We start from the raw sequence: 13,626 nt of genomic DNA, 5'->3' as shown, positions 1-13,626 counted from the left end.
CCTGGCGAGCCGCGCAGGGCGGCTTGCCGGATCGCTGGTTGCCGGGCTTGTTACCGGGTATTAGTGCTACGCGCCTTTAACGCGTGCGCGGGCGGATGTTGAGCGAGCGACGGCCTTGCGCGTCGTTCTCGTCCTCGAGATTGAGCGCAATGCGTGCGTCGTGCAGATAGCTGTAGTGTTCGCGGCTTTGCGCGAGCAGCGCGCGATCCACCTTCGCGTGCAGCACCGCGTCTTCGTTCTTCAACTCGCAGAGCACGTCGCCGAACGGGCTCACGAGCGCCGTTTCGCCCGGGAACGTAAGGTTGTCGTCGCCGTCGCCGGTGCGGTTCACGAGCGCGGCGAACATCTGGTTCTCCATTGCGCGCGCAACGATCGCGCGGCGATGCACGGGGCCGAACGGATCCATATTGCCGTTCGTGACGACGAGCATTTCCGCGCCGAGCGAGGCCACGGCGCGCGCCGTTTCGGGAAACTCGATGTCGTAGCAAATCAGGAGACCCACGGTCATGCCCTTGAATTCGCACACCTCGAAGCGGTCGCCGGGCGTGAATACGCCCACGTCCGTGGCCCACAGATGCGTCTTGCGGTAGCGCAGCGCGATGTCGCCGCGTTCGTCGATCAGGACGGTCGTGTTGTAGAAGCGGTCGCCGTCGCGCTCGGCAAGGCCGACCGCCACGCCGATCTTCGCGGCGCGAGCGGCGTCACGGACTTTGCTCAAAGACGGACCTTCGAGCGATTCGGCTACGTCGCGCACGTTTTCGCGGGTGGGAAAGCCCGTGAGCGTGGCTTCGGGGAAGACGATGAGATCGCTGCCTTCATGGCTTTTGGCCATAGCGTCGAGTACGCGGGCGAGGTTGGGAGCGACTGCGCCGTCCACGATCGGGATCTGCGCGAGTTCGAGTTGCATGCCTGTCTCCTTCCTTATGTATTACGTAAAGCACCGCGTGGGCGTCTGGAGCCGCTATTATCTCCACGATATTTTTGTCGAGAAATTACCCTGCAGGGGTACCCTGATCGGAGGACCCATGGAGCCCCTCATGGAACTGGACTGGCAGGACCGTGCGTTCCATCACCATATCGCGACGCTGATCGACGCCCTCGACGGCCACGACTTCTGGACCCGCATGACGCGTGTGATCGAGCGTTTCGTCGCGTTCGACAACTGGGTTGCGCTCGTCTTCCGGCGCGATCGCGCGCCGCTCGTATGCGCCGAGTCGCCCATGCCCGACGGCACCGTGGATCTCTTGTTCCGCGCGTATCTGGAGGGGATGTACCTGCTCGATCCGTTCTATCTGAACGCCAGCGAAAAGCCGCGCGCAGGACTCGTCACGCTGGCCGAAGTCGCGCCCGATAATTTCCGCATGACGGATTACTATCAGCGCTACTTCAAGAGCAACATCATCGGCGACGAAGTGCAGTTCAACGTGCCTCTCGACGAAGCGCGCACGCTGATTTTCTCGCTAGGCGCAAAGCACCATTACACGGAGCGCGATATTGCGTTGTTCGCGATGTTCGCGCCGTGGGTGATCGCGCTCATGAAGCAGCGGCTCGCGTATGAGACGTTTGCCGAGGGTGTTGCCGAGGCAGTCGCGTCTGATGTATCTGAAGCCGACAGCGCGGCGCAGCAGGGGCAGTTGAGCGAGGCGGGCTTTGCGAGCCGCATCGAGGCGGTCACGCAGCAAAGCGGACGCGTGCCGCTCACCGCGCGCGAGATCGAAGTGGTGCGTTTGAGCCTGAGCGGTTTTTCCACGCGCGCGATTGCGGAGCGGCTCGCCATTTCGTTCGAGACCGTGCGCGCGCACAAGAAGCATATTTACGCGAAGCTCGGCGTGAGTTCGCAGTCGGAGTTGTTTGCGCTTTTCTACGAGCCGCTCGGGCGCGCGGGCGTATGAGCGCCGCGCGCCTTCGACGGGGTGCGTCAGAACTCGACGAGCGCGAAGTCTTCCTTGCCCACGTCGCAGAGCGGGCAGCGCCAGTCGTCGGGCACATCGGCCCAGCGGGTGCCGGGAGCGAGGCCGTCGTCGGGGGCGCCTGCCGCTTCGTCATACACCCAGCCGCAGATCACACAGACCCAATGCTTGAGCCCGTCGTCGGCGCTGGCCGCAGCCGTCGAGGCGCTTGAGGAGGCCTCGGGCGCGGCGCCTTCGGGCGGGGTGTCGAGCGCGACGACGAGCGGCGCTGCGGTGCTCTCGCGTTCAGCGAGCTTGCTTTGCAGCGTGGCGAGCAGCGCGGCGGCTTCGTCGGCGGTGAGGTCGATCCAGTACGGGTCGCCTGCGCCGTCATTCAGGCGTTCAGGAGAGAACTGGATTTCGAGGGCGACGCCTTTCTTGTACATAAGCGAAAACGGTTGGCTTGATGCCCCGGACGCGCTGCGCTTACAGGAAGTAGCGGAACAGCAGCGAGGCCGCGATGCCGCCAGCGCCGATCAGCGCGAGCATTTGCAGGAGCGTGATGGACTTGCTGGACTTGGCGTTCGAAGCCGCGGGACGGGTGGTGGTGTTCATAGGGTGAATTTGCGGCGGCGTGGGTTGCGATTTCGATTGCGCCCCGAAAAGTCGCCATCATCGGCATGACGGCGGCAGAGCGCGGCGGGGAGTTTCGCACGATTTCGCATCGGCGGGGGCATTTGCGGGGCGACTGTGCGCACGCGCCGCAGATTCGCCGCGGCAACCTGCGCCGCACAGCGGCATCGATTATCGCCGCTAATCTGGGCCGGATTCCTGAGCGCGCGGAGATGGTTTATTTCGCAGGCGTTGAGAGAAGCGGCTCACAACTGCAGCCAGCGCCGTTCGACATACGAGAACAGCCAGCTGACCGGCACCGCGCACGCCATGCCGATGGCGACCTGCGCCACGCGAAAGAGCGCGACGTCCCACACTGGTCCGTTCATGGGCACGAGCAGCACGATCGTGGTGGTGATCGCGCCCAGTCGCGCGGCGGTGCTCACGCTCAGGCACCAGCAGCCGATGATCACCACGCTCACGGCGAGGAGGTAGGCCGCGAGATTTTCCGGGCCGAACGCCGCCGTCGCGAGCCCCACCGCGCCGCCCGCAATCGCGCCGATGAACTGGTCGCGCGACTGCGCAAGCGTATCGGCGTAATCGTGCTGGGTGACGGCAATCGCCGTGATCGCGGCCCAGAACGCTTGTTCGGTGTGGAGCGCGCGGCCGATGCTGTATGCAAGGCCTGCCGCGCACACGGCGCGCATCGCCATGAGCGTGCCCTGCGCGGCGCGACTCTTGAGCGGCAGGCGCTTGAGCGTGCCCAGCGCCGATTGCTGGAGCGAAGTCAGGTAGGCGTAGAGGTTGTCTTGTGGGTCGTGCATTGCGCGTGATCGGTCGTAAGGAGAACGTGAGGCTGGGCGGGCGCGTTGCCAAGCATATCAAGCCGTGTTTGCAATATGCGGATCGTCGGGCAGGCGATGCATGCGCAACGGCGTCGCCGCGTGGCGCAGGAGCGAGACAAAAAAAGGCGCGATGCCAACCGGCATCGCGCCTTTCTACAGCCGAAAAACCGTGCGTTACTTCCTGTCGATCGAGATCGCGCCCGGACCCGTTACCGCGAGTGCGAGCAGTCCGCCGGCGATGCTGATGTTCTTGTAGAAGTTGATCATGTTCGCCATTTGATCGGCGCCCGTCATGGTCCAGAAGTGATGGCCGATGAAGGCCGTCGCAACGGTATAGATCGCGAGCAGCACGGCGAGCGGCCGCGTGTAGAAACCCACGAGCAGCAGGATGCCGACCGCGAACTCCATGATCACGGCGATGACGGCCGACAGCATCGGCACGGGCGCGCCCACGTGCGCCATGTAGTCGACCGTGCCCGAAAAGCCGGTGATCTTGGACCAGCCGAACAGGATGAACAGGGAAGTCAGCAGAATGCGTGAGACCAGCAGCACGACGTCGTTGCCCGGCCCGAACAGGTTGTATCGCATGGTTTTCTCCGAATAAGTTTTAAGCAGTTCACTACGTATCAGTTCGCGCTTTGCCGGGCGGCGGCCCACTTTGAGTGAGTGGACCGCCGCGCGCCGGTCTGCGCAAGCATAACCTCAGGCGCAACGCCGAAGTCAGGACCACAGCTCCGACACTTCGATATTACGCAGATCGAACACGAGGACCTCTGCATCGTGTCCGTCGCTAAAGCTCAACTCGCGCTCGGAGCGGATGCGCGCGCCGTCGCCCTCGCCCAGTTCCACGCCGTTCAGCTTCACGCTGCCGCGCGCCACGTGAACGTAAGCGTAGCGGTCGGCGTCCACTTCGATCTTCGCCGTTTCCGCGCCGTCGAGGCGGCCTGCATAGACGCGTGTGTCCTGGCGCAGCAGCAGCGAGTCGTCGGCGCCGTCCGGCGAGAGGATCAGGCGGAACTTGCCGCGCTTTTCCTCATCGGCGATGTTCTTCTGCTGGTAGCGCGGCTGCGCACCCTTCACGTTCGGCGCAATCCAGATCTGCAGGAAGTGCACCCCTTCGTCGGCCGAGTGGTTGAACTCGCTGTGCGCGACACCGGTGCCGGCGCTCATCAGCTGCACGTCGCCGGGGACGATCACCGAGCCCGTGCCCATCGAGTCCTTGTGCTCCAGCGCGCCTTCCAGCACGTACGAGAAGATTTCCATGTCGCGGTGCGGGTGCTTGCCGAAGCCGCGCGCCGGGGCCACGCGGTCGTCGTTGATCACGAGCAGGTCCGAGAAGCCTACTTGCTTCGGATCGTAGTAATTGGCAAACGAAAACGTGTGACGCGAGCTGAGCCAGCCATGTTCACCGCGGCCGCGTTGGTCTGCCTTGCGAAGTTCGATCATTTTCGTCTCTCCTGTCGGGCCGAGTTGGCGCTTTAGCGCCTTACCCTGGCCCCATTGGGTTGATGGGATTCGCTTGATTGGTTGCGATGGAAGAATTTTAGGTCAATCAAATCGACTGGAATCACCGTAAAATACGACTCACTGTCACGATGAAGTGGACAATCGGAATGCAACTCGACGACATGCGGATCTTCGTGACCACCGTGGATGCGGGCAATTTCACGGCGGCGGCCCATCGGCTGCGGCTTTCCAAGCAGTTCGTGAGCCGGCGCGTGGCGGCGCTGGAGGGCGATCTGGGCGCGCGCCTGCTGGTGCGCAACACGCGCAAACTGGCGGTCACGGACCTCGGCCAGGACTTCTACGAGCGCGCGAAGCGCATCCTTTCGGACGTCTCGGAGGCCGAGCAGGCCATGTCGGACCGGCGCAGCGAGCCGCGCGGCTTGCTGAAAGTGAGCGCGCCGATGTCGTTCGGCATGGCGCACCTTTCGCCGCTCGTCGCCGAATTTCTGCGTGAGCATCCGGACGTGCGCTTCGACATGGATCTGAGCGACCGCACCGTCGACGTGATCGGCGAGGGTTTCGACATGGCGCTGCGGATCGGCCGGCTGGCGGATTCCACGCTGGTCGCGCAAAAGCTCATCGACGTGCGCATGATCGCCTGCTGCAGTCCCGGCTACCGGCGCCGCCGGCGCGCGCCCCAAACGCCTGCCGATCTCGCGCAGCACGCCTGCCTGCCGTACGGGCAGCAGGGCCGCGCGCCGTGGGAATTCATCGTTGATGGCGTGCGCACGCCTTTCGACGTGCACGGGCCGCTGCGCGCGAACAACGGCGAAGTGATCCGCGACGCGGCCATTGCCGGGCTCGGCATCTGCTACCTCCCGGACTTCATCGTGGCGGGATCGGTTGATGCGGGCCTGCTGGTGGAGGTGCTGGAGCCGTTCATGCCGCCGCCCAACGCGCTCCATGCGCTGTACCCGCAGCATCGTGAAGCTTCCGTGACGATCCGCGCATTTACGCAATACCTGCGCGAGCGGCTCGCGGCGCGTGCGGCAACCGCGCGCGGCGGCGCGCTTTGACGCAGCAAGCGTGCGGCCCTTGCGGAAGGGCCGTTGCGCCTGCATCTAACGCATAAAGCTTCTTGAACGCAACATGACAGCGCGGCCGCGTGAGGCGCCTTGTCGCAGTTTCGTTGTATGCTCACCGCCCCGAGGGTTGCTCGGGCCGCGCGATGCGGGCGCGGAACCCCATACTGGCGGGCTTTGACGGACGCTATGGGGTCCGATAGGCAGGGTTAATACCGGCGATCAAAGCAACCAATTTTTCAAACGGACGCGGTTCCCGTAACCTTCGTCCATACCTTTTCCCAACCAGAGCGAGGAAACAACGCATGTCTCTCATCAACACGCAAGTCAAGCCGTTCAAGGCAACCGCATACCACAACGGTAAGTTCGTTCCGGTCTCTGAGGAAAACCTCAAGGGCAAGTGGTCGGTCGTCGTGTTCTATCCGGCCGACTTCACTTTCGTGTGCCCGACCGAACTCGGCGACCTGGCTGACCAGTACGCGGAATTCCAGAAGCTGGGCGTCGAAGTCTACGGTGTGTCGACCGACACGCACTTCACGCACAAGGCATGGCACGACACGTCGGACACGATCGCCAAGATCCAGTACCCGCTGGTCGGCGACCCGACGGGCGCAATCACGCGCAACTTCGACGTCATGATCGAAGAAGAAGGTCTGGCACTGCGCGGCACGTTCGTGATCAACCCGGAAGGCGAGATCAAGCTGTGCGAAATCCATGACAACGGCATCGGCCGTGACGCCAAGGAACTGCTGCGCAAGGTGCAAGCCGCTCAGTACGTGGCAGCACACCCGGGTGAAGTCTGCCCCGCCAAGTGGACGCCGGGCGCTGAAACGCTCAAGCCGTCGCTCGACCTCGTCGGCAAGATCTAAGCGTCGCTGTTCAAATGCGATCGCCCTGATCGCATGACGCCCAAGTCTCACTAGCTGTATCCCCGGGCCCCGCCCACTCGGCCGCGGTCCGGGTGCCTGTTCGCCTCTTGACGCCATAAGCGGAACGGCGAAATTGCCAGGCAATACTTAGAATTCCCCCGCTTCTTCTCTAGCCGGAAAAAAAGCCATGCTCGACGCCAACCTCAAAGATCAACTCAAAAGCTACCTCGAAAAAGTCACGCAGTCGATCGAGATCGTTGCGTACCTGGACGATGGCGAGAAGTCGCAAGAACTGCAGCAATTGCTGCAGGACATCGCATCGCTCTCGAATCGCATCTCCTACGAAGCACGCCGTGGCGCCGCAGCCGGCGACGCGCGTACCCCTTCGTTCGATATCAAGCGCGCGAACTCCGACGTGAAAGTCACGTTCGCGGGCATTCCGATGGGCCACGAATTCACGTCGCTCGTGCTGGCGCTGCTGCAGGTGGGCGGCCACCCGGTCAAGCTCGAGAACGACACCATCGAACAGGTGAAGGCGCTCGACGGCGCGTTCTCGTTCGAAGTCTATATGTCGCTGTCGTGCCAGAACTGCCCGGAAGTCGTGCAGTCGATCAACGCGATGGCTTCGCTCAACCCGAACGTGCAGATCGTCACGATCGACGGCGCGCTGTATCAGGACGAAGTCGAGAAGCGCCAGATCATGGCCGTGCCGACCATCTACCTGAACGGCGAAGTGTTCGGCCAGGGCCGCATGGGCGTGGAAGAGATTCTCGCGAAGCTCGATACCGGCGCATCGTCGCGTGCTGCCGAGAAGCTGAACCAGAAGGATGTTTTCGACATGCTCATCGTCGGCGGCGGCCCCGCTGGCGCTGCGGCTGCGATCTACGCGGCGCGCAAGGGCATCAAGACCGGCGTGCTCGCCGAGCGCTTCGGCGGCCAGGTGCTCGACACGATGGCCATCGAGAACTTCGTCTCGGTCACGGAAACGGAAGGGCCGAAGTTCGCCACGGCGCTGGAGCAGCACGTGCGCGCCTATGACGTCGACATCATGAATCTGCAGCGCGCCGAAGCGCTCGTGCCCTCGGGCAACGGCTTCGAAGTGCGCACGCAAAGCGGCGCGACGCTGCGTGCGAAGAGCGTGGTGCTCGCCACCGGTGCGCGCTGGCGCAATGTCGACGTGCCGGGCGAGCAGCAGTACAAGAACAAGGGCGTGGCCTACTGCCCGCACTGCGACGGCCCGCTCTTCAAGGGCAAGCGCGTGGCGGTGATCGGCGGCGGTAACTCGGGCGTGGAAGCGGCAATCGACCTGGCCGGTATCGTGAGCCATGTCACGTTGCTCGAATTCGGCGCGCAACTGCGTGCGGACGAAGTGCTGCAACGCAAGCTGCGCAGCCTGCCGAACGTCACGGTGCACCTGAACGCGCAAACCACGGAGATTTCCGGCGACGGCCAGAAGGTCACGGGTCTCGCTTTTCTCGAACGCACGTCGGGCGAGAAGCGTCATCTCGAACTCGAAGGCGTGTTCGTGCAGATCGGCCTCGTGCCGAACACCGAGTTCCTCAAGGGCACGGTGGCGCTGTCGAAGCACGGCGAGATCGAAGTGGACGCCAAGGGCCAGACGTCGGTGCCGGGCGTGTTCGCCGCGGGCGACGTGACGACCGTGCCGTTCAAGCAGATCGTGATCGCCGTGGGCGAAGGCGCGAAGGCATCGCTGGGCGCATTCGACTACCTGATCCGCTCCTCCGTGGAGCAGGAAGAGGATGCGAAGGCGGCGCCCGTGGTCGCCTAAGCAAAGGTTTGTAGCAGTCTCTCTTTACGCCGGCTCACGCCGGCGTTTTTTTATGGTTTCGCGCAAGAAGACGGCTCAGTCCTGGACGAGCGGGCTGCCTATTACAGAATATGTGAAATTAAATGAACAGCGCCTCGGTGCGCGTGCCAAACTGGCTGCTGTCGGGTCGGCACCGTCGATCGAGGAGACGAAACATGCAGCGCGAAACATTCATCCGCAGCCTGGCCGAGGAGGGCTTTCCCGAGCCCGTTGTCGTGACGCGCGAAGCCGGCGTCATGGAGGTCCATTCGCATCCGTTCGAAGCGAAGGCGCTGGTCATCGAGGGCGAACTGCACATCCGCGTAGGCGACGAAGAGCGACACTACAAGGTCGGCGACGTGTTTCATCTCGCCGCCAACCTGCCGCACGCCGAGCGCTATGGGCCGCAGGGCGTGCAGTACCTGGTGGGGAGGAAGTGAGGGGGGCGCCTATGCCGCGAGTGGCCGAAGTTCCGAGCGGATTCAACGGGTCGATGCAGCACACCACACCCTGCGTGAGCAGCCGAGGTGTTGCAAATGAAACAGCGACCGAGGATCCATTGCTCCGATAGCCAGCGAAGACTAACGTGGGAGCGCTGGCGCTAAGGCGACTCGCTCCCTCACCCCCGCGCCGCGATTTCCTTCTTCCACCCCGCGATGATCTTCCCCGCGAGCGCATTGTAGTCGCCGTCGAAGTGGTGATCGCCGTTCGTCTTCACGACGTCGATGCCGGTATTCGCGAGCGCCGGACACAGCGTGTCTTTCTCGCCCGCGCCATACACACATTGCACGATAGAAGGCGGCACCTTCGCGAGTTCCGGGCGCACCTGCAGTGCCTTGTCGCTGGCGGGCATGCCGAGCCAGCCCGTCACGCGAATCTGGAAGTCGGCGTCGGGCGCGAAGCCGAGCAGCGACATGTACGACACCTTCGCGCGCAACGTGTCGGGCAGACGGTTGTAGGCGAACGGCATCACGTCCGCGCCGAACGAGTAGCCCACCAGCGCGATGTGCTGCGCATGCCAGCGCGAGCCGTAAGTCTTCAGCACGCGGGCGAGATCGTGGCTCGTTTGCTCGGGCGTCCTTTCGCTCCAGAAGTAGCGCAGCGCGTCCCAGCCGATCACCGAAATGCCCTGCTTTTGCAGCGCTTCTGCAATCGTCTTGTCGAGATCGCGCCAGCCGCCGTCGCCCGAGATCACCACCGCGAGCATGTCGGTGGGGTGCGCCGCGGGCAGTTCGACGAGCGGCAGGTCCGACACGTCCTCTTCACTTTCCGTCACGACGCGCAGGTGATTCGATGTGAGCGCAACGATCTTGTCGGCGTCGGCAACGCTGGGGGCGAAGGCGCGCGGAGCGCCGGAAGTGGCTGCGTGCACATCTTTCGTCGTCACACCCTGCTCGAAGAAGCCGGGCAGGCCATTGCCGCGCGAGAGCGTGGGGTCGGCCGGGCAGGGCGCGAAGCGCGCGTCGAGCTTTGCGGCCGGATCGAGCGACACGGCGCCCGCCATCGTGTTCGCGGGCGCCTGCGAGAGCATGCGCTGTGCGATGAGCGCACCTTCGCCGCTGCCGATCGCGATCGGCGCGTAGTACTCGCTGGAGCCTAGCTGGCGTTCGAGTTGGTGGCTCAGCGCTTCGGCGTCGCTGTAGAGCTTGTGGCAGGTCTCGTTCTTCACGGCGGCGAGGTTCTGCGCATAGCGCTCCGTTTCAACACCCACGACGAGCGCGCCATGCTGCGCGAGCGCGTCGGCGCGCGTCTGGTCGGCGGCGCTCCAGTGCTTGTCAGCCGAGAACAGCACGGTGAAGCCGCGCATGGCGATACTCGGTTTCGTCACCGCGACTTCGCCGTAACGGCCGCCCGAAACGTGCATGGTCGCGGCGGAAGCGGGCGTCGAGACGGGCGTCGAAGCCGCGTTGGCGTGAACCGCGCAAAACGCCAGTGCAGCGGCGCCCGCTGCCGTGCCTGCAATGCGCGGCAGCCTGGGAATACGGAATGTCATGAGCGCCAGCCTCCTGCCAGCAGCGATAGATCAGCGAGAGTGATGAACACGCTGATCGAGCCCGAAGCGGCCAGATAGCGTGGTTCCCAGCGCGGCGCGAACTTGTTCTTGAAGCCGCGCAGCCCCCGGAAGTTATAGAAGCGGCCGCCGAAGCGCCAGATGAAACCCGCGAGCCGGTGCCAGGACGACGCGAGCGGCGAAGGGCCCATGCCCGAGAGCGGCGCCATGCCGAGCGAGAGCGACTGGTAGCCTGCGGCCTTCAGATGCAGCGCGAGCTGCGTGAACAGATATTCCATCGCGTAGGGCGAGGCGCCCGGCATATGGCGCATGACGCCCACCGTCGCGTCGGTGTTCAGATCGGTCGTCATGAAGGTGACGAAGGCGAGCGGCTCGCCGTTCTGACGGATGAGCAAGACGGACTGCGCGGCGAGATAGTCGTCGTCGAACGCGGCCACCGAGAAGCTTTTCTCGCGCGCTTCGCGGTCCTGCAGCCACGCGTCGGAGATCGCGCGCAGCACCGGCAGGCTCGCGCCCATCTGCGTGGGCTCGATATGTTCGATCGAAAAGCCGTCGCGTTCGCCGCGCTTGAGCGCGTAGCGCAGATGCGCGCGCTGCGGACCCTTGAGGTCGAATTCCTGCAGCATCACGCGCGCTTCCTCGCCGAGCTTCATCAGCGTGAGGCCGGCGTCGAGATAGAGCGGCAGCGCGTCGGCGCGCACCTGGTAGAACGCCGCGCGGCCGTTGTGTGCGTGCGCGAGCGTGACGAACTCGCGGATCAGCGCGGGCCACTCTTCGCGCGGGCCAACCGGATCGTGCAGCGCCGCCCACGTGCGACCGCGCTTCGCGTACATCAGGAAAGCCTTGCGCGAGGTGGAGAAGAGGAAGCTCTTGTCGCCCATCAGCGCGAGGCCCGCGTCGCTGCGTTCCTGCGCGCGCACGATACGCGCGGCCTCTTCGAGGTCTTCGCTCGGGGGCATCACGAAGCGGCCGGCGGCGGGGCGCAGCAATTGCCACAGTGCGAGCGCGGCGGCGAACACGCCGGCGCCGAGCGTGGCGCGCAGCGCGCGCGGCGCGCGGCTGTGGAAGGCGAATTGCCACCAGAGGCTTTGCGAGTACTGCACATCGCGGAACGCGAACAGCAGCACCCACACGGCGAGCGCGATCACGCAGCCGACCGAGGCGAGCCAGGCCGGCGTGAATCGCTCGCTGAACATCGACGAGTGGCGATTGAAGCGCTTGCGCGTACCAAGCAGCAGCACGATCAGCACGCACAGCACGCCCGCTTCGACGAAGGCGAGGCCCTTGGCGAGCGAGAGCGCGAGGTTGGCCACGGCGATCACGAGCGCGAGCCACCAGGCGGCGTCCAGACGCCGCAGCAGACCGCGCGCGACGAACAGGAGCAACACGCCGAAGAGGCTGCCCATCAGCTGCGAGCTTTCGAGCACCCAGAGCGGCACGATGGTTTGGAGCAGCGCGATGCGCTTGGAGAACGCGGGTGTGGCGCCCGAGATCACGAGCATGCTGCCGGTCACGAACGTCACGATGGCGAGGAAGAGCGGCGCGAGTTGCGAGACGCCATCGGCGCCGCGCTTCGCAAAGCGGGCGCTGAGCGGTGTCTTGAGCGCGCGGCCCTCGAATACGGCGAGCACCGCGGCGGCGAGCGCGAGCGGCGCGCCGAAGTAGATCGCGCGATAGGCGAGCAGCGCGGCAAGCACCTTCGAGGTCGGCACGCTCGGCCCGAGCGCGTAGACCATCGCGGCTTCGAACACGCCGATGCCGCCGGGCGTGTGGCCGATCAGGCCGAGCAGCATGGCGGCGCAATACACGGTGAGGAAGTCGGTGAAGCCGAGAAGCGCATGCGGCATGACCGACCAGAGCGCGAGCCCGGCGCCGACCACGTCGAGCGCGGCCAGCAGCAGCTGCGCGACGAGGTCGCGCCGCGCCGGCACCGAAAAGCGCAGCCATGCGCGGCCGAACGGCTCGATCTCGCGCGCGCTTGCGGGGCAAACGATGACCATCACCGCGCCGCAGCCGAGCACCACGCCGCCGATCAGGCGCAGTTCGTCGGGCGAGAGGTGCAGCAGACCGGAGAGCGTGCTTGCGGCGCCCACCATGCCGAGCGCGGTCATGAACACGAGTGCGAGGGCGAGCGTGACGCTCGTGAATACCGTCATGCGGCCGATTTGCGCGGCGGTGACGCCCGCGCCGCCATACACGCGGCAGCGCACTGCGCCGCCCGTGAGCGCGCCGAAGCCGGTCACGTTGCCGAGCGCCGAGCCTGCGATCGCGCCGGCCCACAACGCGCCGCGCGAGACGCGCGCGCCCAGGTAGCGCAGGCCCACGGCGTCGCGACCGACCAGCGCGACGAAGCTCACGGCCGTGGCGGCGAGGGCGCCGACCCATTGCGCGGGCGTGAGCGTCCAGAGCTGGCGGATCACCGAGTGGTAGTCGACCGTGCGAGAGAGGTGCTGGAACACGACCAGCAGCAGCGCGCAGATACCGAGCGCGAACACCGGCGCGACAAAGCGCTGCAGGTGCAGGGCACCGGCACGGCGGCGCAGCGCCCCGAGGGCGCGCGCCGCGCGCGAAGAATGCGATTGGGACATGGATCGGTCTGGTGGCTCTCTGCGATGTCGCCGTATCGACTGTTACAGCTTCCCCGGCGGTGACATCGTGTTTATTCGCGTTTTGCGCTTACGTTCTTTCGAGGCCGGGTCTCGCGCATCACGCGCGCGAACCGGAAATTCGAGCCGAATCGTAATCGTTCGGAAAGGACTAGTTAAGCTCAGCAAACGCATGGGACTACCCGCCGGTTGACGCCCCGGTGCAAGAAACCGCTATTGGGTGCAGATCAGTTCGACGCGATGACGCGTCGTAACTAGTGGATTTAATTAGGGAATAATCTTTTTGCGATTGATGTTTGTGGGGCCTGACTAACAGGCGGCCAGAACGGCAAGGTAATCGTTAACTTGTGAGTAATGGGGGGGCGCAGATCGCGTGCTGAAACGCGCGCCGAGTGGGCTGGTTCGCCGAAAGCCTTGCGTGGCGGGCGTTGCAGGCACTCCTGGTTGGCAGCCGGAGAT

At 64.8% G+C, this 13,626-nt stretch carries 13 protein-coding genes; 5 read left to right on the top strand and 8 right to left on the bottom strand.

Annotation, left to right across the window (positions count from 1 at the left end; all coding sequences use genetic code 11):
• Positions 1 to 76: 76 nt before the first annotated feature.
• Complete coding sequence (locus tag AB4Y43_RS14070; protein ID WP_368728036.1) at positions 77 to 907, bottom strand: carbon-nitrogen hydrolase family protein; 831 nt, start codon at positions 905 to 907, stop codon at positions 77 to 79.
• A gap of 130 nt (positions 908 to 1,037) precedes the next feature.
• On the opposite strand from AB4Y43_RS14070, the gene AB4Y43_RS14065 reads away from it, so the two are divergent.
• On the top strand, positions 1,038 to 1,892 hold the full coding sequence (locus tag AB4Y43_RS14065) for a response regulator transcription factor (RefSeq protein ID WP_368728046.1): 855 nt from the start codon (positions 1,038 to 1,040) through the stop codon (positions 1,890 to 1,892).
• Between the two features lie 26 nt (positions 1,893 to 1,918).
• Here AB4Y43_RS14065 and AB4Y43_RS14060 read toward each other — a convergent pair whose 3' ends face one another.
• The 5 genes from AB4Y43_RS14060 to AB4Y43_RS14040 form a co-directional block, all read right to left on the bottom strand.
• Entirely contained in the window at positions 1,919 to 2,335 is a 417-nt protein-coding gene (locus AB4Y43_RS14060) for a rubredoxin (protein ID WP_368728035.1), read from the bottom strand.
• Between the two features lie 40 nt (positions 2,336 to 2,375).
• Entirely contained in the window at positions 2,376 to 2,504 is a 129-nt protein-coding gene (locus tag AB4Y43_RS14055) for a hypothetical protein (RefSeq protein WP_342946800.1), read from the bottom strand.
• Positions 2,505 to 2,767: 263 nt separating this feature from the next.
• Positions 2,768 to 3,325, bottom strand: coding sequence for an aromatic acid exporter family protein (locus AB4Y43_RS14050; protein ID WP_368728034.1), 558 nt, complete (start codon positions 3,323 to 3,325; stop codon positions 2,768 to 2,770).
• A gap of 195 nt (positions 3,326 to 3,520) precedes the next feature.
• Positions 3,521 to 3,934 carry a DoxX family protein gene (locus tag AB4Y43_RS14045; RefSeq protein WP_042268447.1) on the bottom strand — a complete coding sequence of 138 codons (414 nt, stop codon included), beginning with the start codon at positions 3,932 to 3,934 and terminating at the stop codon, positions 3,521 to 3,523.
• 132 nt (positions 3,935 to 4,066) lie between these two features.
• Entirely contained in the window at positions 4,067 to 4,792 is a 726-nt protein-coding gene (locus tag AB4Y43_RS14040) for a pirin family protein (RefSeq protein ID WP_368728033.1), read from the bottom strand.
• Positions 4,793 to 4,959: 167 nt separating this feature from the next.
• On the opposite strand from AB4Y43_RS14040, the gene AB4Y43_RS14035 reads away from it, so the two are divergent.
• The 4 genes from AB4Y43_RS14035 (at position 4,960) to AB4Y43_RS14020 (ending at position 8,990) form a co-directional block, all read left to right on the top strand.
• On the top strand, positions 4,960 to 5,868 hold the full coding sequence (locus AB4Y43_RS14035; protein ID WP_069261875.1) for a LysR family transcriptional regulator: 909 nt from the start codon (positions 4,960 to 4,962) through the stop codon (positions 5,866 to 5,868).
• 311 nt (positions 5,869 to 6,179) lie between these two features.
• Positions 6,180 to 6,743, top strand: coding sequence for an alkyl hydroperoxide reductase subunit C (gene ahpC / locus AB4Y43_RS14030; RefSeq protein ID WP_069261621.1), 564 nt, complete (start codon positions 6,180 to 6,182; stop codon positions 6,741 to 6,743).
• A gap of 187 nt (positions 6,744 to 6,930) precedes the next feature.
• On the top strand, positions 6,931 to 8,532 hold the full coding sequence (ahpF, locus tag AB4Y43_RS14025) for an alkyl hydroperoxide reductase subunit F (protein ID WP_069261622.1): 1,602 nt from the start codon (positions 6,931 to 6,933) through the stop codon (positions 8,530 to 8,532).
• A gap of 194 nt (positions 8,533 to 8,726) precedes the next feature.
• Positions 8,727 to 8,990, top strand: a complete 264-nt coding sequence (locus AB4Y43_RS14020) for a cupin domain-containing protein (protein ID WP_069261623.1) — start codon at positions 8,727 to 8,729, stop codon at positions 8,988 to 8,990.
• A gap of 179 nt (positions 8,991 to 9,169) precedes the next feature.
• Here AB4Y43_RS14020 and AB4Y43_RS14015 read toward each other — a convergent pair whose 3' ends face one another.
• Together AB4Y43_RS14015 and mprF are read right to left on the bottom strand one after the other, a co-directional pair.
• Positions 9,170 to 10,543, bottom strand: coding sequence for a virulence factor family protein (locus AB4Y43_RS14015; RefSeq protein ID WP_368728032.1), 1,374 nt, complete (start codon positions 10,541 to 10,543; stop codon positions 9,170 to 9,172).
• A complete protein-coding gene (gene mprF, locus AB4Y43_RS14010; protein ID WP_069261624.1) occupies positions 10,540 to 13,149 on the bottom strand; it encodes a bifunctional lysylphosphatidylglycerol flippase/synthetase MprF in 2,610 nt (869 codons plus the stop codon). The genes AB4Y43_RS14015 and mprF overlap by 4 nt, the downstream gene beginning before the upstream one ends.
• Positions 13,150 to 13,626: the final 477 nt, after the last annotated feature.

Origin of the sequence: Paraburkholderia sp. BR10872, assembly GCF_040965835.1 — a bacterium.
GTDB lineage: Bacteria > Pseudomonadota > Gammaproteobacteria > Burkholderiales > Burkholderiaceae > Paraburkholderia > Paraburkholderia nodosa_A.
This window is presented reverse-complemented; position numbering and strand designations above follow the sequence as displayed.